The 24355-nt window shown below is 53.5% G+C and carries 25 protein-coding genes; 24 read left to right on the top strand and 1 reads right to left on the bottom strand.

Annotated features, from left to right (window positions below):
- Positions 1-24 precede the first annotated feature (24 nt).
- The 13 genes from mtnP (at position 25) to coaBC (ending at position 11526) form a co-directional block, all read left to right on the top strand.
- Positions 25-912, top strand: a complete 888-nt coding sequence (mtnP, locus tag D888_RS0106585; RefSeq protein ID WP_026362253.1) for an S-methyl-5'-thioadenosine phosphorylase — start codon at positions 25-27, stop codon at positions 910-912.
- Positions 912-1820 (top strand): PfkB family carbohydrate kinase, encoded by a 909-nt coding sequence (locus D888_RS0106590; protein WP_020675757.1) that lies wholly within the window; start codon positions 912-914, stop codon positions 1818-1820. Before mtnP ends, D888_RS0106590 begins: the two co-directional genes overlap by 1 nt.
- A 27-nt stretch (positions 1821-1847) precedes the next feature.
- Positions 1848-2417 (top strand): hypothetical protein, encoded by a 570-nt coding sequence (locus D888_RS0106595; protein ID WP_020675758.1) that lies wholly within the window; start codon positions 1848-1850, stop codon positions 2415-2417.
- Between the two features lie 27 nt (positions 2418-2444).
- Complete coding sequence (locus D888_RS0106600) at positions 2445-3191, top strand: tetratricopeptide repeat protein (protein WP_020675759.1); 747 nt, start codon at positions 2445-2447, stop codon at positions 3189-3191.
- Between the two features lie 98 nt (positions 3192-3289).
- The gene (locus tag D888_RS0106605; protein WP_169513272.1) at positions 3290-3811 is read left to right on the top strand and encodes a response regulator; all 522 of its coding nucleotides are present in this window, start codon (positions 3290-3292) and stop codon (positions 3809-3811) included.
- Positions 3808-4617: a purine-nucleoside phosphorylase gene (locus D888_RS0106610; protein ID WP_020675761.1), complete on the top strand. Its 810-nt coding sequence runs from the start codon at positions 3808-3810 to the stop codon at positions 4615-4617. Before D888_RS0106605 ends, D888_RS0106610 begins: the two co-directional genes overlap by 4 nt.
- Positions 4618-4741: 124 nt before the next feature.
- Positions 4742-5125: a response regulator gene (locus D888_RS0106615; protein WP_020675762.1), complete on the top strand. Its 384-nt coding sequence runs from the start codon at positions 4742-4744 to the stop codon at positions 5123-5125.
- A gap of 29 nt (positions 5126-5154) precedes the next feature.
- A complete protein-coding gene (locus tag D888_RS0106620; protein ID WP_020675763.1) occupies positions 5155-5604 on the top strand; it encodes a universal stress protein in 450 nt (149 codons plus the stop codon).
- Positions 5605-5734: 130 nt separating this feature from the next.
- Positions 5735-6940 (top strand): hybrid sensor histidine kinase/response regulator, encoded by a 1206-nt coding sequence (locus D888_RS0106625; protein ID WP_020675764.1) that lies wholly within the window; start codon positions 5735-5737, stop codon positions 6938-6940.
- Between the two features lie 3 nt (positions 6941-6943).
- Positions 6944-8527, top strand: a complete 1584-nt coding sequence (locus tag D888_RS0106630) for an NAD(P)/FAD-dependent oxidoreductase (protein WP_020675765.1) — start codon at positions 6944-6946, stop codon at positions 8525-8527.
- A 54-nt stretch (positions 8528-8581) separates the two neighbouring features.
- Positions 8582-9700 carry a 3'-5' exoribonuclease YhaM family protein gene (locus D888_RS0106635; protein ID WP_020675766.1) on the top strand — a complete coding sequence of 373 codons (1119 nt, stop codon included), beginning with the start codon at positions 8582-8584 and terminating at the stop codon, positions 9698-9700.
- Positions 9700-10323 carry an MBL fold metallo-hydrolase gene (locus tag D888_RS0106640; protein WP_020675767.1) on the top strand — a complete coding sequence of 208 codons (624 nt, stop codon included), beginning with the start codon at positions 9700-9702 and terminating at the stop codon, positions 10321-10323. The genes D888_RS0106635 and D888_RS0106640 overlap by 1 nt, the downstream gene beginning before the upstream one ends.
- Before the next feature lie 9 nt (positions 10324-10332).
- Entirely contained in the window at positions 10333-11526 is a 1194-nt protein-coding gene (gene coaBC, locus D888_RS0106645) for a bifunctional phosphopantothenoylcysteine decarboxylase/phosphopantothenate--cysteine ligase CoaBC (RefSeq protein ID WP_020675768.1), read from the top strand.
- A 130-nt stretch (positions 11527-11656) separates the two neighbouring features.
- Here the strand turns inward: coaBC and D888_RS0106650 are convergent, their stop codons facing one another.
- Positions 11657-12580, bottom strand: a complete 924-nt coding sequence (locus D888_RS0106650; protein ID WP_020675769.1) for a zinc dependent phospholipase C family protein — start codon at positions 12578-12580, stop codon at positions 11657-11659.
- A 52-nt stretch (positions 12581-12632) separates the two neighbouring features.
- Between D888_RS0106650 and D888_RS0106655 the strand changes: the two genes are divergently transcribed.
- The 11 genes from D888_RS0106655 (at position 12633) to D888_RS0106705 (ending at position 24352) form a co-directional block, all read left to right on the top strand.
- On the top strand, positions 12633-13370 hold the full coding sequence (locus tag D888_RS0106655; protein WP_020675770.1) for a uracil-DNA glycosylase: 738 nt from the start codon (positions 12633-12635) through the stop codon (positions 13368-13370).
- A gap of 66 nt (positions 13371-13436) precedes the next feature.
- Positions 13437-13895, top strand: a complete 459-nt coding sequence (locus D888_RS0106660) for an NfeD family protein (RefSeq protein WP_020675771.1) — start codon at positions 13437-13439, stop codon at positions 13893-13895.
- 31 nt (positions 13896-13926) lie between these two features.
- The gene (locus tag D888_RS0106665) at positions 13927-14781 is read left to right on the top strand and encodes an SPFH domain-containing protein (RefSeq protein ID WP_020675772.1); all 855 of its coding nucleotides are present in this window, start codon (positions 13927-13929) and stop codon (positions 14779-14781) included.
- Between the two features lie 228 nt (positions 14782-15009).
- Positions 15010-17712 carry a PD-(D/E)XK nuclease family protein gene (locus tag D888_RS0106670; RefSeq protein ID WP_020675773.1) on the top strand — a complete coding sequence of 901 codons (2703 nt, stop codon included), beginning with the start codon at positions 15010-15012 and terminating at the stop codon, positions 17710-17712.
- Positions 17709-21068 carry a UvrD-helicase domain-containing protein gene (locus tag D888_RS0106675; RefSeq protein WP_020675774.1) on the top strand — a complete coding sequence of 1120 codons (3360 nt, stop codon included), beginning with the start codon at positions 17709-17711 and terminating at the stop codon, positions 21066-21068. Before D888_RS0106670 ends, D888_RS0106675 begins: the two co-directional genes overlap by 4 nt.
- Positions 21069-21081: 13 nt before the next feature.
- Entirely contained in the window at positions 21082-21255 is a 174-nt protein-coding gene (locus D888_RS0106680) for a hypothetical protein (protein WP_156826960.1), read from the top strand.
- A 103-nt stretch (positions 21256-21358) separates the two neighbouring features.
- Positions 21359-21907, top strand: a complete 549-nt coding sequence (locus tag D888_RS0106685) for a DUF2059 domain-containing protein (RefSeq protein WP_020675776.1) — start codon at positions 21359-21361, stop codon at positions 21905-21907.
- Between the two features lie 20 nt (positions 21908-21927).
- Complete coding sequence (locus D888_RS0106690; protein WP_020675777.1) at positions 21928-22326, top strand: rhodanese-like domain-containing protein; 399 nt, start codon at positions 21928-21930, stop codon at positions 22324-22326.
- Between the two features lie 167 nt (positions 22327-22493).
- Entirely contained in the window at positions 22494-23120 is a 627-nt protein-coding gene (locus tag D888_RS0106695; protein ID WP_020675778.1) for a class I SAM-dependent methyltransferase, read from the top strand.
- Positions 23121-23136: 16 nt separating this feature from the next.
- Positions 23137-23733, top strand: coding sequence for a DUF924 family protein (locus D888_RS0106700; protein ID WP_020675779.1), 597 nt, complete (start codon positions 23137-23139; stop codon positions 23731-23733).
- A 106-nt stretch (positions 23734-23839) separates the two neighbouring features.
- On the top strand, positions 23840-24352 hold the full coding sequence (locus D888_RS0106705; protein ID WP_020675780.1) for a hypothetical protein: 513 nt from the start codon (positions 23840-23842) through the stop codon (positions 24350-24352).
- Positions 24353-24355: the final 3 nt, after the last annotated feature.

Raw genomic sequence — 24355 nt, forward strand, 5'->3', positions numbered from 1 at the left:
AAAATTTCAATGGGAGCTGAATTGATGTCGAAACCTGTAATTGGCGTGATTGGTGGTAGTGGCCTTTATGAGATTGAAGGTCTGAGTGATATTCGCGAAGTAAACCTGGAGACTCCATTCGGGGCGCCTTCAGACAAGTACGTAACCGGCGTGCTTGACGGGGTGAAAATGGTCTTCTTGCCGCGCCATGGACGAGGGCATCGGATTTTGCCTTCCGAGGTAAATTACCGCGCCAATATCTACGGGATGAAACTGCTCGGTGTTGAGCAGATTATCTCGGTTTCGGCGGTGGGGAGCATGAAGGAAGAGATTGTCCCCGGGCATATCGTGATTCCTGATCAATTTTTCGATCGGACTCAAGGTAAGCGCGCCTCGACCTTTTTCGGCAACGGGGTGGTCGGGCATGTTCAATTTGCCGATCCGGTTTGTCCGGCGCTTTCAAAACGCCTGGCGGCCGCTGCTACGGCTGTCGGCGCGAGGGTTCATCGTGGCGGGACCTATCTTTGTATCGAAGGACCGAACTTTTCGACTCGCGCCGAATCGAACATCTACCGCAGTTGGGGAGTGGATATTATCGGCATGACTAATATCCCTGAGGCTCGTCTGGCCCGTGAAGCCGAGATCTGCTACGGCACTGTGGCGCTGGCAACCGATTATGACTGCTGGCATCAAGGGCATGAAGATGTTTCTGTCGAGGCGGTGATCGCCATCATTCAACAGAATGTCAACACGGCGCGGCAGATCATTATGCGGGCGGTTCAGACAATCGCCGCCGAATGGCAGGTGGCGGATTGTCAATGTGATGAAGCATTGAAATTCGCGGTCATGACGACCAAAGAAATGATTCCGGCCCAGACCTGCAAGGATCTTGAGCCCCTGCTCGGTAAATATCTCGGAAAGGTCCAAAGCTGATGAGTGTTCTGGTTGTTGGCAGTGTGGCGCTGGACTCTGTTGCTACTCCCTTTGGGGCGGTCGAAGAGGCCCTTGGCGGATCGGCCTGCTACTTTTCGACTTCGGCCAGTTTCTTCAGTGATGTCCAGCTGGTGGCGGTGATCGGCGATGATTTTCCGGAAGAGCATATTGATTTTCTCGCCAGCCGTAACATTGATCTGAGCGGCTTGCAGCGCAGTCCAGGCGAAACCTTTCGCTGGAAAGGGCGTTACGCTTACGATCTGAACGAGGCGCAGACCCTGGATACCCGGCTGAATGTCTTTGAGCAGTTCCGGCCGGTGTTATCCGCTCTGCACCGAGAGGCTGAATACGTCTTTCTTGCCAATATTGATCCCGAACTTCAACTTGAAGTCCTGCAGCAAGTTAAAAAGCCAAAGCTCGTTGCCTGTGATACGATGAACTTCTGGATTGGCAGCAAACGTGAAGCATTGATTAATACCCTCGGGTATGTCGACATCCTGATCATCAATGAGGCTGAAGTGCGTCAGTTGGCTGATGAACCGAACCTGATCAAGGCCGCCGAAATTGTGCGCGCTTTCGGGCCGAAGACTCTGGTCGTCAAGCGAGGCGAATACGGGGTGCTGATGTTCACTGAACATGCGGTCTTTTCAGCGCCCGCCTACCCGCTTGAGTCAGTTTTCGATCCGACCGGCGCGGGGGATACGTTCGCCGGTGGGTTCTTCGGTTACCTTGCCTCGACGCGCAATCTGGATGAGGCCAGTTTGCGCAGAGCAACAGTCTTCGGTACAGTTATGGCGTCATTTACGGTCGAAAAGTTCAGTCTCGAACGGCTCAAGACCCTTGAGCTCAAGGAGATTGAGGAACGTTATCAGCATCTGCGCGCAATGACAGAGTTCTCATTACCCTGATTCGCTCAACCCTTGGGGAGACTTGAGATGTTTGTTCAGCAAAAGCAACTTTCGATGCTTAATGTCCCGTGTAGCCGCGTGGCAATGATTTTTCGCTCGGGAGCCGAGATTCAGCTGGCCTTGCCTGGGCTCCCTTCGCAAATGGGAAGTGCCTTTTTGGTACTGCTCAAGGGGGCAGGGAAGGTTCAAGTCCTGGTTGCGCTCTATATGCTCAAGAGTCGGTGCAATATCTTTTATATCTCTGATGCCGGGGAGGTTTCGATCGAACAGGCGGACAAGGAGCTTGAGGCAGGGCTGGTCTTCGCTGAATCAATGGGTTTTGTCCTCAATGACACGGAATTCAGCAGACTGTCCGTTGAAAAACAGGAGCTCTACTGGAAGAGTTTGCCAATCTGTCAGCGTTCAACTGCACCTGTAGATGAGCCAAAGCCAGCGGCATCTCAACTATTAAAGGCTGATGCCGAAACCGCTCAATTGGTGACAGGTCAAGCGGTGAAGCCGGTTGCACAATCCAATATTGTTTCACCACCTGCAGGGTTATTGAAAAAACGTCAGAAATTAAAAGAACAATTCGGAAAGTTTTTAGCATCTTTATGATGAGCGATTACCCCTTTGGAGGAACACATGTATTTCAGGACTCTGTTGATCGTCCTGCTTATTGCTCTACTTGTTGGTTGTGCCGGAAACGCCAGTAAACAAATTAAAGCCAAGCCTCACTATACCTTGGGCCTCTCCTTCCTGCAGAGTGAAAATCCGACCCTTGCCCTCAAAGAATTTCTCAAGGCTGTTGAGGAAGACCCGAAGGATGCCGGGAGCCAGGCAGGTCTGGCGCGCGCGTATCAAATGAAAAAAGCCTATGCCCTAGCCGAGCAACACTATCTGAAGGCCCTCGAATATTCGGATAATGATCCTAACTATCAGAACAACCTGGCGGCGCTCTATTTGTCGATGGAACGTTGGGATCAGGCAATAGCCTATTTTCAGAAGGCCGCTGATAACCTGCTCTTTATGCACAGTGAGCTGGCGTTGATGGGAAAAGGTTACGCGTTGTACCGTAAGGGCGACTATCCCTCGGCGCTCCAGGCGTATCGTAAAGCTGAAGCGCTTGCTCCACATCTCGGGACCGTGCATTTTTACATAGGCGAAACCTATCTGGCGATGGGTCGACTGGAGTTGGCCAGGGCCTCATATGAAAAAGCACTTCTCTACCTACCAAACTACTCTGAAGCTCGCTATCAATTGGCGGTTCTCAAGTTAAAACAGAACCATATTGATGATGCGAATGCACTTCTCAAAATTATCGTAAATCAGGAACCTTCGTCTGTTTGGGGTGGGAGGGCTGCTGATTTACTCAAGACCCTGCAGCACTAAAGAGGTTGCAAGTCGAAAAATGATAAGTATTCTCTAAGGAGTTTGGTTTTTCATTCTGTTTCTGTTTAAACGGACTCTTTCGGTTGAATGGGATGACTATGATTCTTCAATGCCCCGATTGCGCAACACGTTATCGCATTAAGGACATGACACCGGGTCGGCCCGCGGCCAAACTTATTTGTCCTAATTGCTCATTTCATTTCACCCTGATTGCCCCTAAAGCAGAGGGAGAGCTTCCTTCCATTCAATCTGGTGCCAGAGTCCTTCTGGTTGATGACGCCCATTTTTTTCGTGAAATGCTGGCTGATTTGCTCTTGCCGCTCAACCTGAATCTTCTGCTGGCCGCCACGGCTGAAGATGCCTTGATGCAATTAAATCAACATCCTTGTGACCTGATGCTTCTCGATCTGAACCTTCCTGATAAAAATGGTCGTGACCTGATTCGGGAAATTCGTGCGAATAGCCAGATTGGCAAGATTCGCATTCTGGCTATGAGTGGTGTTTTTCGTCGTGAAGAAGATGGTATGGATGCAATCAGGGCGGGTGCCGATGCCTTTATTAATAAATCATTCCGGCCGGAAGATTTGCGCGAAAAAGTCAGAAAGTTATTAGCTCGATGATTGAGCTCTCTGCCATGGAACGGACTCTTGACCTGATTCAGCGACGAACTCATGGATTCTCACCTGTGATCGCTATCATTCTTGGATCCGGGATGGGACCCCTCCAGCAGAAAATGCAGCATGCGCGTGTGATCCCTTACGCCGAACTTCCTCTCCTTCCCAGGCAGACGGTGAGCGGTCATCAAGCTGAATTATTGCTGGGAGAGCTCTTTGGGCGTAAGGTTGCACTTTTTTGTGGTCGTTTCCACGTTTACCAGGGCCTAACTGCTTTTGAGTCGACACTTACGGTCCAGCTTGCAGCCGCGCTGGGTTGCCACGCGGTTGTTCTGACTTGTGCCGTCGGTGGTATTGGAGATGAGGTCTTCCCCGGCGATTTTTTGTTGATACGTGATCATTTGAATTTCAGCGGGCTCAACCCACTGCAGGGGGGGCAACCCCCAGCCTTTGTTGATCTTCACGACTGTTATCGGTATGACTTTGCGCAATGCTTGACAGCTGAAGCCGTAAAGCTGAAGCGATCCTTGTCCACGGGAATTCTCGCGTACATGCCTGGACCGAGTTATGAAACCCCGGCAGAAATAAATGCCCTGCGGATTTTGGGCGCTTCGGCCGTCGGAATGTCTACTGTGCCGGAAGCGATTATGGCGCGGGCCCTGAGGCTTGAGGTTGCGGCGTTGGCGCTGGTGACCAATCGTGCTGGTGGCAGCCCGTCGGAAAAGCTTTTCCACCAGGAGGTCCTGGCCTGTTCCGCAGATGCGGCAGAGCCCTTTGCCTCACTTGTCAACAGCCTCCTCTCCCTGTTTTAAAAAGTGTAAGCGCTGTTTTCTTTAAAATCCCGCAAAAACAATATGTTAGACTTTTTTTCTCTGGCTTGACAGCATCCGGATGCATGTTAGACTTCTCATGATTTATGGCTGTCTGGAGGCATGCTTGGGACAGAAAATTAAAAAAATTCTGATCGTTGATGATGAGGAGAATGCGCGCATCGGTTTAAGCAAACTGTTGAGCCAGGAGGGGTATCAGGTCAACGCCGTGGGGAACGGAAACGAAGCTCTTGATTTCTTGAGCCACGATAGGGTCAGTCTGGTAATTACCGACATTAATATGCCTGAGATGGATGGACTCTCTTTTTTACGTGTGCTGAACCGCGAATATCCGAGTACGGATGTGATCATGATCACAGCTTACGGTGGGGTTGAGTCCTATCTTGAAGCGATGAATCTGGGTGCTTTTGAGTACCTGAATAAACCGATCAAGTTGGATGAATTGAAATCGGTGATGAAAAAAATCTTTCAGCATCGAGACTGTGCCTGAACCATTTACTCACAGGGAAAGGGGCTCCGATGAAAAACCTCGACACTCTTCTGGTTGCAATTGATTTTTCTGACAGCTCGGATAAGGCCTTTAACTCTGCACTCTTTATGGCCAAGAAGTTCTCTGCCCGGCTGATCCTGGTCCATGTCATAAATGAACCGGTTGATCTGCGCGGTTTTTACGTTCCGCATATCTCTTTTGACAAACTGGAAGAGGAGATCACTGCCGGAGCGGAGAAGATGATGGAGCATTTTTGCCGTAACCACCTGCAGAATTTTAAAAACTACGAATCCTTGATTGTGCCCGGGGTCCCCTATCAGGAGATCATCAAAACGGCACAGGATAAAAATGTCGACATGATAGTCCTGGGGACACACGGTCGTACCGGTCTTGATCATGTCCTGTTCGGTAGTACTGCCGAGAAGGTCGTGAGGAAGTCACCACTGCCGGTCTTAACCGTTCGCCTGGACGATGTCTAAACAGGCATTATTTACTGGCAGAGAAAAAAGGGCAGCGATTTCGCGGCCCTTTTTTTATTCTTGGTCCGTATTGCATCCCCCATCTTCTCGGGCTATTCTCGGGACCACTTTTGATCCCTTGGAGAGCTTTATGCTGAAGGAACATACCAGTCAGTTTGCAGGTGAGAAAATCCTGATAGCCGATGATGAGGCCGTTATCGTCGACCTGACTGCACTGCTGTTACGCGGACGCGGGTTCGAGGTATTGATCGCCCATAACGGCAAGGAATGCCTTGAACAGATCAAGAAGGAACATCCTTCGCTGGTGTTGCTCGACTATATGATGCCGGTGATGGATGGAGAAACCGCATTAAAAGAGATCGTCCAGTATTATCCGGATACCTACGTCATCATGTTTACCGGCAAGGGGAGCGAAGAGGTTGCTGTTCGTCTGATGAAGGCCGGCGCGGCAGACTATCTGCAGAAACCCTTCGTCAACAGCAGTCTGCTGGAGCGGATTGATACTGTGCTGTTGATTCGTCAGATTGAACTTAACAATCGTGACCTTCAGCGCGAAAAAGAGACTCTGCAACAGGAGATTGAAGCCTGGAGTCTGCACCTTGAACGCCGGGTTGAGGAGAAATCCAAAGAGCTGGATCTGGCTCATCGCGAGATTCTGCTCTCCGAAAAGCTTGCAGCGCTGGGCCATATCACGGCGGGGATGGCCCATGAGATTCGCAATCCCCTGAATGCGATTAATCTATTTGCCCAGATTTTGTCCGGGGCTTACAGTGCCGATGTCGAAAACAGTAGTTATATCCGCAAAATTATTGAGGAGGTCGAACGAATCGACGGTATCCTGATCAAGATGCTGGCGGCAAGTCGTGGCTCCATGGCCCCGCGCAGTGAAGTCAAATTTGATCTGATTGCGCGCAAGGTTTTAAGTGCCTGCGAGGTCTTGTGTCGTTCACAGCGCGTTGAGGTAAATTTCCAGATCGCGGATAACTTCCCTTCAATAATCGCCGATCCGAATGAAATTGAACAGATTTTCACCAATCTGGTGACTAATGCGCTGTTCGAAATGCAGGAAGGTGGAGCTCTGGGCCTTCATCTCAGCTATTCCGATGATTTTATTTATTTGAAGATTTCTGATACCGGCCGGGGCATTCCGGATGAGCATCTGAGTCAGATCTTTGATCCCTTCTTCACCACCAAGGAGAAGGGGACCGGGTTCGGCTTGTCGGTGGTGCTGCGGATCGTGCGTGGCTACGGTGGTCAGATCAAGGCCGAGAGTGAAGTCGGTAGTGGTACGACCTTTATCGTCAAACTCCCGGCGACACCAGCCTCAACGGAATAACCGATGGCACTGCGTTTACGCGAACTCAGATTACATCTGGATGAAGATGAATCCCTGTTGGCCGCTCGGGCTGCACAGCAACTATCGCTGAATCTGATCGATCTTCAGGATTTCAGGATTGTGCGCAAAGGGGTGGATGCGCGCAAAAAATCTGACATTTTAAGAGTCTATACTGTCGAGTTCGGTATTGCTGATGAGTCGGGCCTGCTCAAACGTCAAGCGCAAAACCCTCTACTAAGTCGGGTTGAGCCCCCCGATTCTTTTGATCCGATTCGGCTGGGCAAGCGTCGCCGCGTCATCGTGGTCGGTATGGGTCCGGCAGGTTATTTTGCTGCACTGACCCTGCAGAAGAATGGTGCCGATGTCCTGCTGGTCGAGCGGGGAAAACCAGTCGCCGAGCGCCTGAAGGATGTTCAGTCGTTCTGGCGTGGTGGCCCGTTGAATCCGCAGAGCAATATCCAATACGGCGAAGGCGGGGCAGGGACTTTTTCGGACGGCAAGCTGACCACCCGCATCAACCATCCGTTGGTAACCGAAGTTCTCAAAGCTCTGATTGAATTCGGTGCGCCCGAAGAGATCCTTTATCAGGCCAAACCACATATCGGCTCGGATCGATTGCGCAAGGTGCTGGTAAGGATGCGGCAGTGTCTGCTGGCGGGTGGCGCCGAGATCCGCTTTTCGACATGCCTGACCGATCTGGTGCAGGGGGCCGGGGGGCTGGCCGGGGCGATTCTCAACGGCGACCAGTTTGAAGCCTGCGACAGTCTGGTACTGGCGGTCGGACACAGTGCGCGTGATACCTACCGCATGTTGCAGCAGCAAAAGGTCGCGCTGGAGAGTAAACCCTTCGCGATCGGTCTTCGCGTTGAACATCCCCTGGAGTTGATCAATAGGATTCAGTACGGTCATCCCAATCATCCGCACCTCGGCGCCGCTGAATATGCCCTGACCTGGCAGGATAAAACCGCCGGGCGCGGTGTTTACTCCTTCTGCATGTGTCCGGGGGGCGTGATTGTCAACGCCTCGTCTGAACCAGACGGGGTGGTGGTGAACGGGATGAGTGACTTCAAACGCGACGCCGCATGGTCGAACAGCGCACTGGTTGTGACCGTTGGAGGTGAAGATTTCGGCTCGGCTGATCCTCTGGCCGGAATGAATTTTCAACGTCATTGGGAAGAGCAGGCTTATCAAGCCGCTGGCAGCTGTGGTGCAGCACCGGGGCAGTCTTTACTCAGTTTTTTGAATGGCCGTAGCGCGGATTTTAGCTCGAGTTGCCAACCTGCTGCCGTTGAAGCTGACCTGAGCCGGGTCCTGCCTCCGGCAGTAACTGAGTCACTGCGGCGCGGACTTCCCCATTTTGATCAACGCATGCGCGGTTTTGTCGGCTCGGAAGCGATGCTGCTGGGGGTCGAGACCCGCACCAGCGCACCCTTAAGGATTTTGCGTGCGGAAGACGGTTGTTCGCTCAATCTACCCGGGTTATTCCCCGCCGGAGAAGGCGCCGGTTATGCTGGCGGCATCATGAGTGCCGCCATTGATGGCATCAAAACCGCAAATCTAGTAACCTGTCATCTCAACAAACGTTAAAAGATTGTGAGTTTGGTTCTCTTCTAATTTATTCACGGTATTAAGGATAAAAAATTGAAACAGATTTATGTCAATCAGATCGGTGAACGAGATCAGGTCGAGGCGGTTTTTCTGGTACGTGAATGTACCCAGGCCATGGCGCGCAACGGCAAGCCCTATATGACCCTGAAACTGATGGACCGCACCGGTGAGATTGAAGCCCGGGTCTGGGACCGGGTTGAGGAGTGGGCGAGGCTGTTCGCCAAAAACGACTTTCTGCAGATCAGCGGTCGCGGCAATCTATATATGGGCAAGATGCAGCTGGTGGTTCAGGACCTGAAGAAGGTCAGTGAGGATTCGATTGACCTCGCCGACTTCATGCCGGTATCGAAGCGACCGCTGGTCGAGATGCGCGGCGAACTTGATGAGTTGCTCGCCTCGATGACAGACGGTCCCTTCGGAGAATTGATGCGTGCTTTCTTCGCGGATGCCAAGTTTTTCAAGCTTTATAGTCGCGCCCCTGCTGCCAAGGGGATGCATCATGTCTTTCTTGGCGGCTTGCTCGAACATTCGTTGGCCGTTGCGGCTTTAGCCTGTGATATCGCCAAGCGCTACGCTCAGGTTGATCGGGATTTGTTGATCGCGGGTGCCTTGATGCACGATGTCGGTAAAATCGCCGAACTCAGTTATGAACGGTCCTTTGATTATACCGATGAGGGGAAATTAATCGGGCATATCGTGATGGGCGTCGAAATGATAGAAGAGCGCTCCCGTACCATCCCGGATTTTCCTCGTCAGCAGGTGATGTTGCTGAAACATCTGCTGTTGTCGCATCATGGCCAGTATGAATACGGTTCTCCCAAGCGGCCCAAAATACTTGAAGCGGTGATTTTGAGTTTCATCGATGACCTTGATTCCAAGATTAACGGGATACAGACTCACATCGATAAAGAACCTGCTCGCACCGGAGACTGGACCGGCTACCATCGGTTGTATGATCGCTATTTTTACGCTCCGCTTGAACCTCAGGATGCGGCCATTGTCGAAGCGACTGCCCCGGTTGCGCAGCGTCCTCAGACGTCGGAGCCTGCCAAGGTGTATCGTTCACGGAATGAACCCCTCGGCTTTACCCTGGGCGAAAAATTGGCCGGCCAGAATCTGCCTCTGTTCGGCAATGATAAAAAGGACAAATAATGATAGTTGAAGTCATTGAGGTCGGTCCTCTGCAGGTGAACTGCATTATTCTGGGCTGCGAAGCGACGCGCAAGGCGGTGGTTATTGATCCGGGTGCCGATATCGAGCTCATTGAAGCGTCTTTGAGCAAGCATAGGTTAAGTGTCGAACTGATTCTTAACACCCACGGACATTTCGATCACATCGGCGCTAATCGCGCGCTGAAGGCCTCGACCGGTGCACTCCTCATGATCCATAAGGACGATGTCGAATTGCTGCAGATGGCGCGTCTGCAAGCCGCAACTTACGGGCTGAATGCCGATGATTCGCCGCCGCCCGATAAAGAGCTGCAGGAGGGTCAAACCCTGTCCTTCGGTGAGGAGAGTCTTCAAGTCCTGCACACCCCCGGACATTCTCCCGGGTGCGTCTGTTTCTACCGCGAAGGCTTGCTCGTTTCCGGCGATACTCTGTTTGCCGGCTCGGTCGGTCGAACCGATCTTCCCGGAGGGAACCATGAGCAACTGCTGCAGAGCCTGCGCGATAAAGTGGTCGGTCTGCCTCCTGAGACCAAGGTTATCTGCGGGCATGGCCCGGTGACGACCATCGCTCGTGAACTGCGGCATAACCCCTATCTGGCGAGCTGAGAGGCCAACATGCTTTACGGAAAAACGATTGTCCTCGGTGTCAGTGGCGGTATCGCGGCCTATAAGGCTGTTGAACTGCTGCGGTTGCTGACCAAGGCGCGGGCTGAAGTTCATGTGGTGATGACGAAAAACGCCCGTGAATTTGTCACTCCGCTGACCTTTCAGACCCTGTCACATCACCCGGTTCATACCGAAATGTTCGACCTGAATCAGGAACAGGAGATCGGCCATATCTCACTGGCTGATCGTGCTGATCTTTTTCTGGTGGCACCGGCAACGGCAAATCTGATCGGGAAATTGGCCAACGGCCTGGCAGATGATCTGCTCTCGACCAGCCTGATGGCGACTAAAGCGCCGGTGCTGCTCTGTCCGGCGATGAACACCAATATGTATGAAAACGTCCATTACCAGCGCAACCATCGCCTTCTGGTCGCGGATGGCTATCATCTGCTCGAACCGATCAGTGGTGATCTCGCCTGTGGCTGGCAGGGGGCCGGGAAACTTCCCGATCCGCAACAGATTTTTGCTGAAGCCTGCAGATTGCTGGCACCGGCAGACCTCACGGGTGTACGTCTGCTGATAACTGCTGGCCCGACACGTGAAGAGCTTGATCCGGTGCGTTATCTGAGCAACTATTCTTCCGGTAAAATGGGTTATGCTATAGCCCGGGTCGCGGCCGCCCGTGGTGCCGCGGTGACCCTGATCTCAGGTCCGGTTGCCTTGAGCGCACCTGCCGGAGTCAAGACCCTGCAGGTGACGAGCGCCCTCGAGATGCAGTCTGTGCTGAATGAGAATTATGCCGAGGTGGATGTGGTGATCATGGCGGCGGCTGTCGCCGATTACCGTCCGGCCCACAAGGCAGAGCAGAAGATCAAAAAGAATACCTCTGAGTTCAGTCTTTCTTTGGAGAGAAATCCTGATCTTCTGGCCGAGCTCGGTCAGCGTAAAACGGGGCAGATTCTGGTCGGCTTTGCCGCTGAAACCGAAAACCTCGTAGCCAACGCAACGACCAAACTTAAAAATAAAAACCTTGACCTGATCGTGGCGAATGACATCACGGCAGAGGGTGCCGGTTTCGGAAGCGAGACCAATCTGGTGAAACTTCTCTTTGCTGATGGGCGCCAGGAAGAGTTGCCGCTCTTGAGTAAGGATGAGGTCGCAGCGCAACTGCTTAACAGGATTGTGCTTCTGCTGAAAAAATAAGAGAGTTTATCAGCCAGATAACCGCACAGCATGTGGACTGCCGCTATTGTTTGCGTCCGACACTGTCACTTAACTTACCTGCAAGCAGCATCCGCAGGCCACAAGCCCTCGTTACTCTGTCGAAGAAAATTCAAACCTGAATCAAGAGGTCGAGCAGGCTGTCGGGGTCGGTGATTCCGGCGCGAAAGCGCTGTTTTAAATCCCCCAGAATCATGTCAGCATCTTCAGGACGAAGCTTGCCGTCGAGCCAGAGCATGTTGAGGTTTCTGCGAATTAACCTGGCGGCGGTCAGTGCTCTGTCACCGGTTGGATCAGCCTGCCAGAAAGGACTCCGTTCGTCCCCCAGAATCCCTTCGATGGCGGTGAAAGCCAGGTCGACATATTCCTGCTGATCTTCGGCGGTAAATTCCCACTTTGAACGTATTGTGACGCCGTTCAACAGCTTTTGCCACTGCTGCAATCGACTGACCAGCAGGATTGAATTGAACAGTCGCTTGTTGGTGCGGAACGACAAGATGGTATCTGAGAGTACGCTGCTGAGCATGGCATCGTGGCTGCGGTAATCTCTCTTGCCCAGATCGCGAGCCAGCTGCCAGATCTCTTCAGTCACCTGATTTTCGGCGCGCATTTCCCAGTAGGTGTGTTTGAGCATCACGGTATTGAAGGTGCGGGTCATCTTGAAGGGAACAAAATAGTTGTGGGCGACAGTGTCTGCGGCAAGATGAGCGATATATCCCCAGGCGCAGGCCTTATGCTGCGGGCTCTTGGCATTGTCGAGAATTTTCAAGCCGATCCGCCAGTTGTGACAGTGCTCAAGATAGTGGGTAAACTTCTTTCCCAGGGTAATATCGGCAGCGACACAACCGTAGAGAAAATCGAAGGGCCAGGCGGCCAATAGTGCCTTGAGCGCCTCAGGTAAGGCCTGCGGGTTGGCTAGAAGCCTGGCACCGAGAGTCAGATGTACCCCGGCACCCCAGGCAAAAACATCTCCAGGATGCAGCAGGGTGACAAAAAATAGAATGACGGCGGCGAAGCACATGGTATGTTGTTTCATATTATTATCCGCGGGGAAAGCAGCGGAAGACTCCTCTAAAGGTTGAATAGCCATGCCCGACAAATTATATCAGGAATGTCACGCGGTGATCAGTGGATGTCGCGCCATTTTTGAAGATCTGCTCGAGTCCGGCGTAGTGCGGGTTCCGCTGGATATCCCGAAACAAGCCACCTTGCACAGTGTGACCGAAGTGGAGTCGATGGCGCAACCCCATCCCATTGAGATGTCCGCTGAAGATGCGCTTGCCGCGATTCAATGCGAACTGGTTGATTGCCAGAGGTGTGGCCTCGGACACCGGCGCCGGCAAGTGGTGTTCGGAGTTGGCAATCCCAACGCCCGATTAGTCCTGATCGGCGAAGCTCCAGATGCGGAGGAAGATGCCCAGGGTGAACCTTTTGCCGGCGAGCCGGGGCAACTTCTCGATCGCATCCTGTTCGCGATGAAACTGAGCCGTGAAGAGGTCTACCTCTGCAATGTTGTTAAATGCCACCCTTCACTCGAGGGTGATCCTCAAAAAGAGGACTTTGAGATTTGTGAACCTTTTTTAAAACGCCAGCTGGCAGCAATTTCGCCAGAGGTGATTTTGGCCCTCGGGCCTTTTGCCTCCCAGTTATTGCTTCAGTCTAGTGAGCAACTGAGTAAACTGCGTGGGCACTGGCAAGACTACGCCGGGACCCCGCTGATGCCGACCTTTCATCCGGCGACTCTGTTGCAGAATCCCGCCGCAAAGCATCAGGTCTGGGAAGATGTCAAACAGGTAATGCACCGTCTGCAAGATGGTGAAGGTTGACGATCTCAGCTTAAAATCATCACTATCTCCTGGCTTAAGGTGTTATCTCTTCATTTCAGAGGGCTTATGAATATCACAATACTCTGGTGGTACTGGTTCGCATTCGGCATGCTCTTGATGATGGTAGAAATTTTTGTCCCCAGCTTCACCATCTTCTGGTTCGGATTGGCTGCGCTGGTCGTCGCGTTGCTGGTTGGAATTGCGCCTGATGTTGCGCTCAGCTGGCAACTGACCTGCTGGGCCTTTGCGAGTATTCTTTTCACGCTTCTCTGGTTTCGCTATTTCAAGCCGCTGATGCTTGATCGCACTAAAGCCGGGATCAGTCTGGAAGCGGTGTTGGGCCAGACCGGGCAGGTGGTTCGCCTGCCACGAGAGGGGGGGCGCGGACTGGTCAGATTTGTCATGCCGTTACTCGGGGCGGAAGAATGGGAGTTTTTGTGCGGTGATGATCTGGCCATTGGTGATCGGGTGATGGTCGTCGACGTGTCAGGGAACACTCTGGTCGTTACTAAAAAAGGGTCTTGAGGCAAGGGGCCTATTCATGGAGGACTAGGTTATGGCAGGTCTGGTTATTGCGGCAATTTTTGCGTTTTTGGTGCTGATTTCTATTTTTCTCGGGGTCCGTCTGGTACCGCAGGGCTCCAAGTTTGTCGTGCAGCGTCTCGGTAAGTTTCACATCGTCCTGTCCCCGGGGCTGAATATTATTATTCCCTATGTCGACAGCGTCGCCTATAAGGTCACCACCAAGGATATCGTGCTCGATATCCCCAGCCAGGAAGTCATCACCAAGGACAACGTTGTCATCATTGCCAACGCGGTGGCTTTTATCAACATCATCCACCCTGAAAAAGCGGTCTACGGGGTGGAGAACTATACCATTGCGATCGAAAATCTTGTCCAGACCTCACTCCGCTCGATTGTTGGTGAGATGCAGCTTGATGATGCCCTGTCAAGCCGCGAGATGATCAAAGCCAAGCTCAAGACCAGTATCTCGGATGACATTGCCGACTGGGGGATTATGCTCAAGACAGTTGAAATTCAGGATATTAAACCGAGTGACACCATGCAGACCGCGATGGAGAATCAGGCCGCGGCTGAACGGCTACGGCGTGCGGCGGTCACCAAGGCCGACGGTGCGAAGCAGGCGGCAATTCTTGAGGCCGAAGGGCGCTTTGAAGCATCCAAGCGGGACGCCCAGGCCAAGATCGTGTTGGCTGAGGCCAGTCAACAGGCCATTGAAAAGGTTAGCCGCGCGATTCAGGATCAGGAACTGCCGGTCATGTATCTGCTCGGTGAAAAATATATCGAAAGTATCAAGGATATTGCGGTCAGTAATAACAGCAAAACCATCATGCTGCCGGCAGATATTCCGGCCGCGATCCGCGGCATTATGGGTGGGATCAAGCACTAAATCCTGGTAGGACTTTAAACCACTGGTTTCAGGGTGTCTCAAAAAAAGGTCTGGCTCCTGACGGGGCAGGCCTTTTTTCTAAAGAGGCGAAGCCTGATTTATTTCAACGCTGATGTCGAATCCCTTTAACCAAACTGACTTTTTGTTATTCTGGCAAGGGGAGATGCCGATAACGCAGCGATTCAGTCTCATGGTCCATTCTTATCTCCCTGCTGAAGGGGTTCATCCGTGACCGCATTTCTTAAAAAAATCACCAGTGCTGTGGCCGAGGGCGCTCTGGTACTGACTTCCAACAAGCGACTTGCGCGCCATTTGCACCAGGCTTACGACCGCCACATGCAAGGGTTGGGTAAGCAGGTCTGGCCAACGCCGCAAATTTTCAGTCTTGATGCCTGGTTTGATCGTAGGATTGCCGACCTTAGCGAAGATTGGCGTCTGCTGCAGGGGCCGCAGTTGAAGCGGCTCTGGGAACAGATTATCGAGGAGGATTCAGCCGGTAGCGAGAAAGAGCTGTTACAGCTTTCGGCCACGGCCGAGAAGGCGCGTCAGGCGGCTGAGCTGCTGAGTGAATATGGGTGCACCCTTGATTCGTTCTCTTTGACCGAGGATCAACGTGCCTTCAACACCTGGTTGGGACGCTACCGAAAATTCTGCGAAGACCAGGGCTTTTTGGATCGCGCTGCCTTGGCCTCTTTGGTGCTTGATGGACTCAAAACCGGGAAGCTTTGTTGTGCCGAACGGTTGTTGGTGAGCGGCTTTGATCAGCTCAGCCCGTTGTTATTATCCTTATGCCGGCAGATCGAAACCTGCGGTGGGCAGGTTGAGGTGATTCAACCGGAGCTCGCATCTGCCTGTCGGCCAGGACTCTATGCGGCTAGGGATCAGCGGTATGAAATGCAGCAGGCAGCCTGTTGGGCGCGGGGGCTGCTGCTGCAGGGAGCGGACTCGATCGGCATAGTGGTGACCGATCTGCAGGCGCGGCGCAGCTCGATTGAGCGGATTTTCCGCGACCAGATCGACCCGCAGGCGATTCTGCGTCTCAGCGAAGAAGAGACGGCCTTCAGCCTGTCGCTGGGTGCGCCGTTGATCGAACAGGGGCCGATTTATGCCGCGCTGGAGATTCTTGCGGTCGGGTATCGCTTGACCCTCGATCAGCTCAGTTTTCTGCTGCGCACCCCCTACCTTGGCGGAAGTGTGACTGAAGCCGACTGTCGGGCCATCTTCGACAGTCAGGTGCGTTCTTTTCGGCAACAGAGTTTTCGACTCGAGCGTATCATCAAACTGACCGCACCCGTAAAACCCAAAAAAGAGGATGAGGTCACGCCAGGCCAGGGAAGGGCTCCCGGGTTCGGGGTCCATCTGCAGCGTCTGGCCAAACTGACCGCTGGCGAGCAACGGAAGATGCCAGGGGAATGGGTTACGCTGTTCGCCAGTACCTTGTCACAGGCTGGTTGGCCGGGTGAGCGGAGCCTTGCGAGCAGTGAATATCAGATGCTTAAGGTCTGGCATGACAGAGTGCTGCCAGCCTTTGCTTCTCTCGATGCCGTTTCAGCACCGATTGAGCGTAACCAGGCTCTCACCCTCTTGCGGCGCCTAACGGCAGAAACAGAGTTTCAGCTCGAAGCGCCTACTGGTCCGGTACAGGTCGTCGGTTTGCTTGAATCCGCCGGGCTAGAGTTCGAGCACCTCTGGGTGATGGGGATGGCCGAAGATGCCTTGCCGTCTCCCGCGCGGCCGAATCCGTTTTTGCCCGTCGCCCTGCAGGTTGCAGAGCATATGCCCCATGCGAACGCCGAGCGTGAACTCGAATTCGCGCGGCAGGTGGTGATACGCCTGAAGGCGGCGAGCCCCGCGACTATCTTCAGCTATGCCCTGCGCGACGGTGATTGTGATCTGCGCCCCAGTCCGTTGATTCATGATCTCCCCATGGTGGAACCAGTTTTTGCATTTCCCGCCGATATGCGCAGCCAGATGCTGACGAATCCTCTCTTCCTCGATGAGCATAGCGATGTTCAAGGTCCCCTCCTTGCGATGGAACGTGCACAGGGCGGAACCAGTATCCTCAAGGATCAGGCGCTCTGTCCGTTTCGGGCTTTTGCACGCCATCGTCTTCAAGCTTACAGTTTCGATGAGGCTCAACCCGGGCTGGACGCTATGACGCGTGGTAACCTGCTGCACAAGTCCCTTGAACTCTTCTGGCTAGAGGTCAAGGATCAACGGACGTTGAACGGGCTGTCCGGTACCAGACGCTGTGACACAATCCAGCGTGCGGTGACTCTGGCTCTTGATCTGTATTTCAAAGATCGTCCCGAGCCTCAGTCCGGTCTTCTTGAGATTGAGCAGACCCGGCTGCAGAATCTGATCGAAGAGTGGCTGGACCAGATTGAGCAGGGGCGCCCGCCGTTCGAGATTATCAAGCTGGAGGATGATCGGGTTCAACAGATCGGGCCCTTACAGATCCGCACGATTATCGATCGTATCGATCGCCTTGAAGATGGCAGCCTGGTGATTCTCGATTATAAGACCGGCGCGGTCGAAGCCGAACTGCTGGTCGGCGAGCGGTTGCTTGAACCCCAGTTGCCGATCTATGCGATTACCAATAGCGAGGCCGAGGCCGATGGTGTCGCCTTTGCGCAAGTGCGCCGCGGCAGTTGCAAGCTGATCGGGGTGGCGCGTGAAACGGGCCTGTTGCCGAAGGTCGACGGCGTCGAAAGGCATAAAAAAGCGCAGCTGCTTGCATTGCACAGTTGGGATGAATTGCTCAAGCACTGGCGTCAGCAGCTTGAGACGGTCGCCGCGGATTTTGGCGCAGGGGTGGCCCGCGTCGATCCCGTCGATTATAAACATGCCTGTCAATATTGTGACTTAACCGGGCTCTGCAGAATTGCCGAAGCTGAAGTGAGAATTGCGACTTTTGGAGGGGAAGAATGAGTCTGACGATTGCCGATCAAGCTCAGCGTCAAGCCGCCATCGACCCAGCTCGCTCCTATATCGTTCAGGCCCCGGCTGGATCAGGCAAGACCGAACTGCTGATTCAGCGCTTTCTCGCTCTGTTGGGCCGGGTCGAAAAGCCGCAACAGATTCTGGCGATCACCTTCACGCGTAAGGCGGCGACCGAAATGCGTAATCGGCTGCTTGAGGCGTTGACAGCTGCCCACCAGGCCTGCCCTGCTGAAGAGCACAAGGCACAGACCTGGCACCTGGCCCGTCAGGCGTTGCAGCGAGATCAGGATAAGGCCTGGAATATTTTACAGAACCCGGCCTTGCTGGCGATCCAGACCATCGACAGTTTTAACAGCTCGCTGGTGCGCAAGATGCCATGGCTCTCCCGGTTTGGCGGTCTGCCGGAATTGGCTGATGATCCTGAGCAGCTCTATTTGAAGGCGACTGAACGTCTGTTGCAACGTCTGGGGACCGATCAGCCCGGGAGCGCATCAATAAAACGCCTGCTCGCCCATTTAGACAACAACATGGCGCGTCTTCAGCAAATGCTGGTGGCGATGCTGCAAAAACGCGATCAATGGCTGCGACACCTCTATGGTATCCGCGATGCCGACCCCTGTGATCTGCTTGAGGATTCACTCGCACAGGTCGTTGCGTTGGATCTGGCTGGACTTGCCGCGGCTACTCCTCAGGGGTTGTGCACAGAAATTCTGGCCTGTGGGCGGACCGCTGCCGCGAATCTGGCTCAGGGGAAAGAGCGACCGCTGCTCTATCTGACCGATCTCGAGTGGATGCCGCGCGCCGAGAGTGCGCATCTGCCCCTATGGCAAGGGTTGGCCGACCTGCTGTTGGCCGGCGTCGGGACGCTGCGCAAACCTGGCGGGATCAATGCCGGGATCGGCTTCCCGGCTTCAGACAACGAACCGCGAGCACGGATGCAGCAACTGGTCGAACAGCTTGCGGCTTTCCCCCTCTTTATCGAAAAGCTGGACACCTGTCGTAACCTGCCCGATGCTAAATATCCGCCAGAGCAGCGCCTGATTCTGGCCTGTCTGATTGAGCTGTTGCCGCTTCTGGTCGGAGAACTCTGGTTGGTTTTCCGTGGTGAGGGGCAGGCCGATTACGCCGAGATTGCGCTGATGGCTATGGCGGCGCTGGGTTCAGCAGATGACCCGAGTGACCTGCTGCTCAAACTCGACAGCCGTCTTGAACATATTCTGGTCGATGAATTCCAGGATACCTCCTGGATGCAGTATGGCTTGCTCGAGATGCTTACGGCAGGTTGGCAGGCGGGTGACGGTCGCAGCCTCTTTTTGGTCGGTGACCCGATGCAGTCGATCTATCGGTTTCGTGAGGCCGAGGTCGGACTCTTTCTCAAGTCGTTTGAGGGGCAGCTTGGGGCGCAGGGGCCGACACTCGAACCCCTGCACCTGTGTTGTAACTTTCGTTCGCAAGCGGGGCTTGTCGATTGGGTCAATCTGACCTTTGCCGAGATATTCCCCGCTCAGGTCGATGCGGCGACTGGGTCCGTGCCATTGGCGGCAGCCACAGCGGTTCATGCAACGCTCACCCCCCCAGCAGTCACTTTGGCCGCTTTCAATGGTCGAGACGACAAGAGCGAGGGAACGTTGGTCGCGGGATTGGTTAAGCGTATCCAGCAGGCAAGCCCGGAGCACTCCATCGCCATTCTGGTGCGTGGGCGCAGTCACCTGACCGTGATTTTGCACCAGTTGCGTGAACAGGGGCTGCGGTATCAGGCGAAGGAGATCGAATATCTCGGTACCCAGCCGGTTGCCCTCGATCTGCTCGCATTGGTGCGCGCTTTGGTCCATCGTGCCGACCGTCTAGCTTGGTTGACGGTGCTGCGGGCTCCCTGGTGTGGGCTGATGCTTTCTGATCTGCATACTTTGATCGAAGAGGCGCGAGGCGAGCCTTTGCCTGCAGTGTTGCAGAACCCGAAACGGTTACTTGCCCTTTCGGTCGACGGGCAAGCGCGGCTTGCCCGGATCTGGCCGGTGCTGGAGCAGGGGGTGAATCGGCGCGGGCGGTTTAATCTGCGCCAGTTGCTGGAATCTTGCTGGCTCTCCCTCGGCGGTCCGGCCTGTTACAATCAGGAGGGCATCGAAGATGCTGCATTGGTCTTTGATTTGGTCGAACATCTGCAAAAAGGTGGAGAGATGCCGACTCATGCCAGTCTCGAGCAGGGCTTAGCCAAACTGTTCGCCGTGCCCGATACCGAGGCCGATGGGCGCCTGCAGGTGATGACGATTCATAAGTCAAAGGGACTCGAGTTTGATCATGTTATCCTCCCCGGGCTTGGGAGGATGCCGGCCGGGAATGACAACCCCCTGCTGCGTTGGCTGGAGCATCCTCAGGTCGGATTGCTATTGGCGCCGATCGCAGCTAAAAATGGTGGAGAGCAGGATCCGATCTACCAATTTATCGGTCGACTTGAACGGCAAAAGCAGGATTTTGAGGCTTCGCGACTGCTCTATGTTGCCGCGACTCGGGCCAGACAACATCTGCATCTGTTTGCCCATGCCAAAGAGAACAGTAAAGGTGAACTTAAGCCTGCGAACGGCTCGCTGCTGGCAAAACTCTGGCCGGTGATCGAAGCCGAGTTCTGTCGGCAATCGCATGCGGCGGTTGCGGAAGAGCGGGAGAGTTTTGCCCTGAATTTGCGCCGACTTTCCCTCGACTGGTCGCTGCCCCAGGCGGAAGCTGCACCGATCCCGGAGATTTCGCAGGCGAATAAGGCCTCTGCACCGGCTGAAGAGGAGACGCTCTTTTTTTCAGGCTGGGAGCAGCAGTCCCTGCGTCATGTCGGGACTCTGGTGCATACGATTCTCGAACAGATTGGTCGGCAGGGATGCGACTTCTGGGTGGCTGGTGAGGTGGCGCAACAGGATCAGAGACTTAAGCGTCAGCTGGCAAGTCTGGGTGTGCCAGCCCATGACCAGGGTGGTGCTTTGACCCGGATTCGTGAAGCGGTCAACCGGACGCTCAGCAGTCAGCAAGGACAATGGATTCTGCATGCGCATCGGGAGGGGGCCTGTGAGCTGGAACTTTCTGGACAGATTGCCGGGCAGGCCATTCATGCCGTGATTGATCGCACCTTTATCGATGAAAACGGCACCCGCTGGGTGATCGACTACAAGACCAGTTCCCCAAAGGTGGCGGAGAAAGTGGAGTCTTTTATTCAGCGTGAGACAGACCACTATCGAACGCAGCTTTCGGGTTATTTGCGGTTAATGGCGGCAATGGAACCGCAGCGTGAGATTCGCGCGGCGCTCTATTTTCCGATGATTGATCATTTTGTGGAGCTGGATGATGGGTCGAGATAGGTTTTTTATTTTGATGGTTTTCGTTATCGTGTTGAACGGTTGCGGCCAGCGCACCGGCTATGAAATATTTCGTCAGATGGGCTATCAGGAATGTCTTAAAAATAGCCCGCGACCTGCCGAAGACTGCCGGTATTCCCCTGATTTTGACAAATATCAGCAGCTGCGCAAGGAGCGCTATCCTGAATAAATTTCACCATTTGGACTGAGCAGAATGTGTTTCAGATTGACGACAAATTGGGTATGCTGTGTTATCTTCGACAGGCAACATTTTTAAATTTACAGGAGCTGCTATGAAAAAGTTGGTAATGTTTGCTTTGATCGTCCTGATCTCTCTCCCTGTTGTCGCTCGGGCGGGCGATACTGAACGTCGTCAGTTGGCCGAACAGTTTCTTACTCTCAATAAGGTTAAGGAACAGGTTGATATGATGTACGGAAAAGTAGAAGGTATTATCGTGTCCCAGATAGAAGCGATAGATATCCCCGAGAATCGAGAAAAAAATCTGCTTGAGATGCAGAAGATTGCGCGTAATCTGCTTTTTAAAGGACTCAGCTGGGACAGCCTGAAAGAAGAATATACCAAGCTGTATACCGACACTTTTACGGAAAAAGAGCTCCAGGGTCTTATTGAATTCAGCAAAAGTCCTCTCGGGCAGAAGATGGCAGAGAAGAGTCCGATTTTGATGCAGAAATCGATGGAGATCGGTCGTCAGCATGCCCAGCAGGTGATGCCGAAGGTACAACAGGCAATTCAGGACTATATGAAAGAGAATGTCAAGACGGTCAAGACGCCGTCAGAAACATCTGAAAAAAAACCTGCCGCAGGGAAAACCGCCGACTGAGACGTGAAAGGGGGCACACGATGGAATTATCCACAGGATTTCGCCAACTGGTAGCTGAAGCTGAATCCCGCGTCAAGAGGGTTCAGGTCACGGATCTGCTCGAAGATGCCCAGCGTCAGAACTACATGTTGGTTGATCTGCGTGACATTCGCGAACTCTGGCGCGAGGGGACGATCCCCGGCAGCATCCACGTACCACGTGGTATGCTTGAATTTTGGGTTGATCCCGAAAGCCCATATTTTCACAAGGCGTTCATTGACCCGAAACCGCTGATTCTCTTCTGTAACAAAGGGTGGCGTTCGGCGCTGGCGGCTGATGTCTGTCAACGGATGGGGATCACCAGAGTTGCCCATATCGAAGGTGGCTATGAAGCCTGGGTTGCTGCTGGTGGCGCTGTCGAGCCAAAAGAAAAGCGTTGAATAGCTGTTACTGCCTGCCTCCCCATTATTTTAAAGGGACCCCTCTTCTGAGGGGTCCTTTTTTTGTGTTTGAAGGGCTGTGTCTTCAGTGGCAGAACACCTCAGAGTACAGGGCATGTTACTATGCTCGAAGATGATGACAATAAAGGTCAGGAGCCCTGAGTGCCATGAATCTCTATCGAAGCCTGGTGGCCAGATTTTACGATTACGCAATGCGCAAGGTTGAGCATCTCTGTCTCGAGGGGTGGAGAACTGAACTCCTGTCTGAAGTGGATGGGGATGTGCTGGAGATTGGTGCGGGCACTGGAGTGAATCTTGAATATTATTCTTCCGGGGTCAAACATTTAGTGCTATGCGAGCCGGATGCCGCGATGCGTCAGCGCCTTGAACGGAGACTGCAGGACAATCCACGAGCATCCGTGCTGATTTCTCCCTGTGCTGCAGAACGCCTGGACGTTGCTGATGCCAGCATCGACAATCTGGTTTCGACTCTGGTGTTCTGCTCGGTGACCAACCCTCAACTGGCGATGCTTGAGGCCTTTCGTGTGCTTAAGTCGGGAGGCCGCCTAGTCTTGATGGAGCATGTCGCTGCGAATCCTGACTCTGGTTTATTCTTCTGGCAACGCTTCTGGCAGCCTCTTTGGAAGGGCTTTGCCTGCAACTGTCATCTGACCCGTGAGACAGCCCAACTGCTTGAGGAGATTGGCTTTAAACTGGCATTGCGTCCGGAGACCATGCGCGGAGCGCCGGCGATCGCGGCACCCATGATTGTCGGTTATGCGATCCGCCCCTGATACAATGGAGTCCGTTATGAAGAAACGTTTGCAAGAAGTTCATTCCTTCTGGTTTGGTCAATCGGAAGACGATCTGGAGGTTATCCGGCAGAAAGGAAAGCTCTGGTTTGCAAAGGATGAACAGGTTGATCAGTTTATCCGTGAAACATTCTCGGATCTCATGCAACTTGCTTCCAGGGAGCAAATCTCTCTGAAACCTTTGTCCCCCTCGCTGCAGCTGGCGGTGATCCTGCTTCTTGATCAATTTTCTCGCAATGTTTACAGAAATGACCCGCGTAGTTTTGTTTCTGACCCTGTCGCACGTAAGCTGGTGCAGCAGCTCATGCCGCTGGCAGAGGCGCTGCGCCCTGTCGAAAAGGTTTTTCTTTACCTCCCACTTGAGCATTCAGAAAACCTCGATGATCAGAGGAAATCTGTGGCGCTGTTTCTGCAGCTATCAGAATCCGTCGATGATCGGCTGAAAGATGCCTTTGTCGGCTTTTTCGATTATGCCGTTCGTCACCACGACATCATTGTCAGATTCGGGCGATTTCCACATCGCAATAAGGTGTTAGGGCGTACTTCATCAGCTGAAGAGCTAAGGTTTTTACTTCAACCCGGCTCTTCTTTTTAGATCCGACTCCTTTTGGAGACAGGATTGCTTTAAACTGGCAGGGAGGTATATATTACTTCAAAGGTCATATTTTAAATTGTCGCCGTCACAGCGGGGGAGCAAGCCGATGGAAATGTTGAAAACCTACATGGAATCCCGATCTGAAGGTGTCTTACGTCTGCTGGAAGGAGGGAAAAGGCGCGGGCTTGAAGAGTTGCGCAAAGGGAACGGTCGCGGTACGCAGAAGGCGCTGTTTGAAATCGTCGCAAGTTCGCAGCATACATTTCTGGAACTCCATCATCGCTGTCAGATGGCGTTGCGCTTTGCCCATGGTGAGACCGCACGGGAGGTCGCGCTGGATATCCAGTATCTCCTCTATCTTTTCAGCAAAAGGGTCTATGAGGTAGCCTTCTCGCGCGATGAGACTGATCCTTCGATCAGCTTTCCGCCGCCAGAAGCTTACTCCCGACATTATCCCGGCTCAGGTCCTGAGGAACCGGAGAGTCAGAGGCTCTTCCGGCGCTATTTCGATGATACGGTCTACTCAACTGATAAGTCGCGACTGCAGGTGGGGGCGGAACTTGATGTGGCGCGCAAGGAAAGGTTGGCGCAGGTTTTGGGGCAACCCAGCGCGGCTTGATGT

It is taken from the genome of Geopsychrobacter electrodiphilus DSM 16401 (genome assembly GCF_000384395.1).
Taxonomy (GTDB): Bacteria; Desulfobacterota; Desulfuromonadia; order Desulfuromonadales; family Geopsychrobacteraceae; genus Geopsychrobacter; species Geopsychrobacter electrodiphilus.

Bases quoted from the DNA above. Each gene is read 5' to 3' on its own strand.
- mtnP (WP_026362253.1), top strand. From the start codon at position 25: ATGTCGAAACCTGTAATTGGCGTGATTGGTGGTAGTGGCCTTTATGAG.
- D888_RS0106590 (WP_020675757.1), top strand. From the start codon at position 912: ATGAGTGTTCTGGTTGTTGGCAGTGTGGCGCTGGACTCTGTTGCTACT.
- D888_RS0106595 (WP_020675758.1), top strand. From the start codon at position 1,848: ATGTTTGTTCAGCAAAAGCAACTTTCGATGCTTAATGTCCCGTGTAGC.
- D888_RS0106600 (WP_020675759.1), top strand. From the start codon at position 2,445: ATGTATTTCAGGACTCTGTTGATCGTCCTGCTTATTGCTCTACTTGTT.
- D888_RS0106605 (WP_169513272.1), top strand. From the start codon at position 3,290: ATGATTCTTCAATGCCCCGATTGCGCAACACGTTATCGCATTAAGGAC.
- D888_RS0106610 (WP_020675761.1), top strand. From the start codon at position 3,808: ATGATTGAGCTCTCTGCCATGGAACGGACTCTTGACCTGATTCAGCGA.
- D888_RS0106620 (WP_020675763.1), top strand. From the start codon at position 5,155: ATGAAAAACCTCGACACTCTTCTGGTTGCAATTGATTTTTCTGACAGC.
- D888_RS0106625 (WP_020675764.1), top strand. From the start codon at position 5,735: ATGCTGAAGGAACATACCAGTCAGTTTGCAGGTGAGAAAATCCTGATA.
- D888_RS0106630 (WP_020675765.1), top strand. From the start codon at position 6,944: ATGGCACTGCGTTTACGCGAACTCAGATTACATCTGGATGAAGATGAA.
- D888_RS0106640 (WP_020675767.1), top strand. From the start codon at position 9,700: ATGATAGTTGAAGTCATTGAGGTCGGTCCTCTGCAGGTGAACTGCATT.
- coaBC (WP_020675768.1), top strand. From the start codon at position 10,333: ATGCTTTACGGAAAAACGATTGTCCTCGGTGTCAGTGGCGGTATCGCG.
- D888_RS0106650 (WP_020675769.1), bottom strand. From the start codon at position 12,580: ATGAAACAACATACCATGTGCTTCGCCGCCGTCATTCTATTTTTTGTC.
- D888_RS0106655 (WP_020675770.1), top strand. From the start codon at position 12,633: ATGCCCGACAAATTATATCAGGAATGTCACGCGGTGATCAGTGGATGT.
- D888_RS0106660 (WP_020675771.1), top strand. From the start codon at position 13,437: ATGAATATCACAATACTCTGGTGGTACTGGTTCGCATTCGGCATGCTC.
- D888_RS0106665 (WP_020675772.1), top strand. From the start codon at position 13,927: ATGGCAGGTCTGGTTATTGCGGCAATTTTTGCGTTTTTGGTGCTGATT.
- D888_RS0106675 (WP_020675774.1), top strand. From the start codon at position 17,709: ATGAGTCTGACGATTGCCGATCAAGCTCAGCGTCAAGCCGCCATCGAC.
- D888_RS0106680 (WP_156826960.1), top strand. From the start codon at position 21,082: ATGGTTTTCGTTATCGTGTTGAACGGTTGCGGCCAGCGCACCGGCTAT.
- D888_RS0106685 (WP_020675776.1), top strand. From the start codon at position 21,359: ATGAAAAAGTTGGTAATGTTTGCTTTGATCGTCCTGATCTCTCTCCCT.
- D888_RS0106690 (WP_020675777.1), top strand. From the start codon at position 21,928: ATGGAATTATCCACAGGATTTCGCCAACTGGTAGCTGAAGCTGAATCC.
- D888_RS0106695 (WP_020675778.1), top strand. From the start codon at position 22,494: ATGAATCTCTATCGAAGCCTGGTGGCCAGATTTTACGATTACGCAATG.
- D888_RS0106700 (WP_020675779.1), top strand. From the start codon at position 23,137: ATGAAGAAACGTTTGCAAGAAGTTCATTCCTTCTGGTTTGGTCAATCG.
- D888_RS0106705 (WP_020675780.1), top strand. From the start codon at position 23,840: ATGGAAATGTTGAAAACCTACATGGAATCCCGATCTGAAGGTGTCTTA.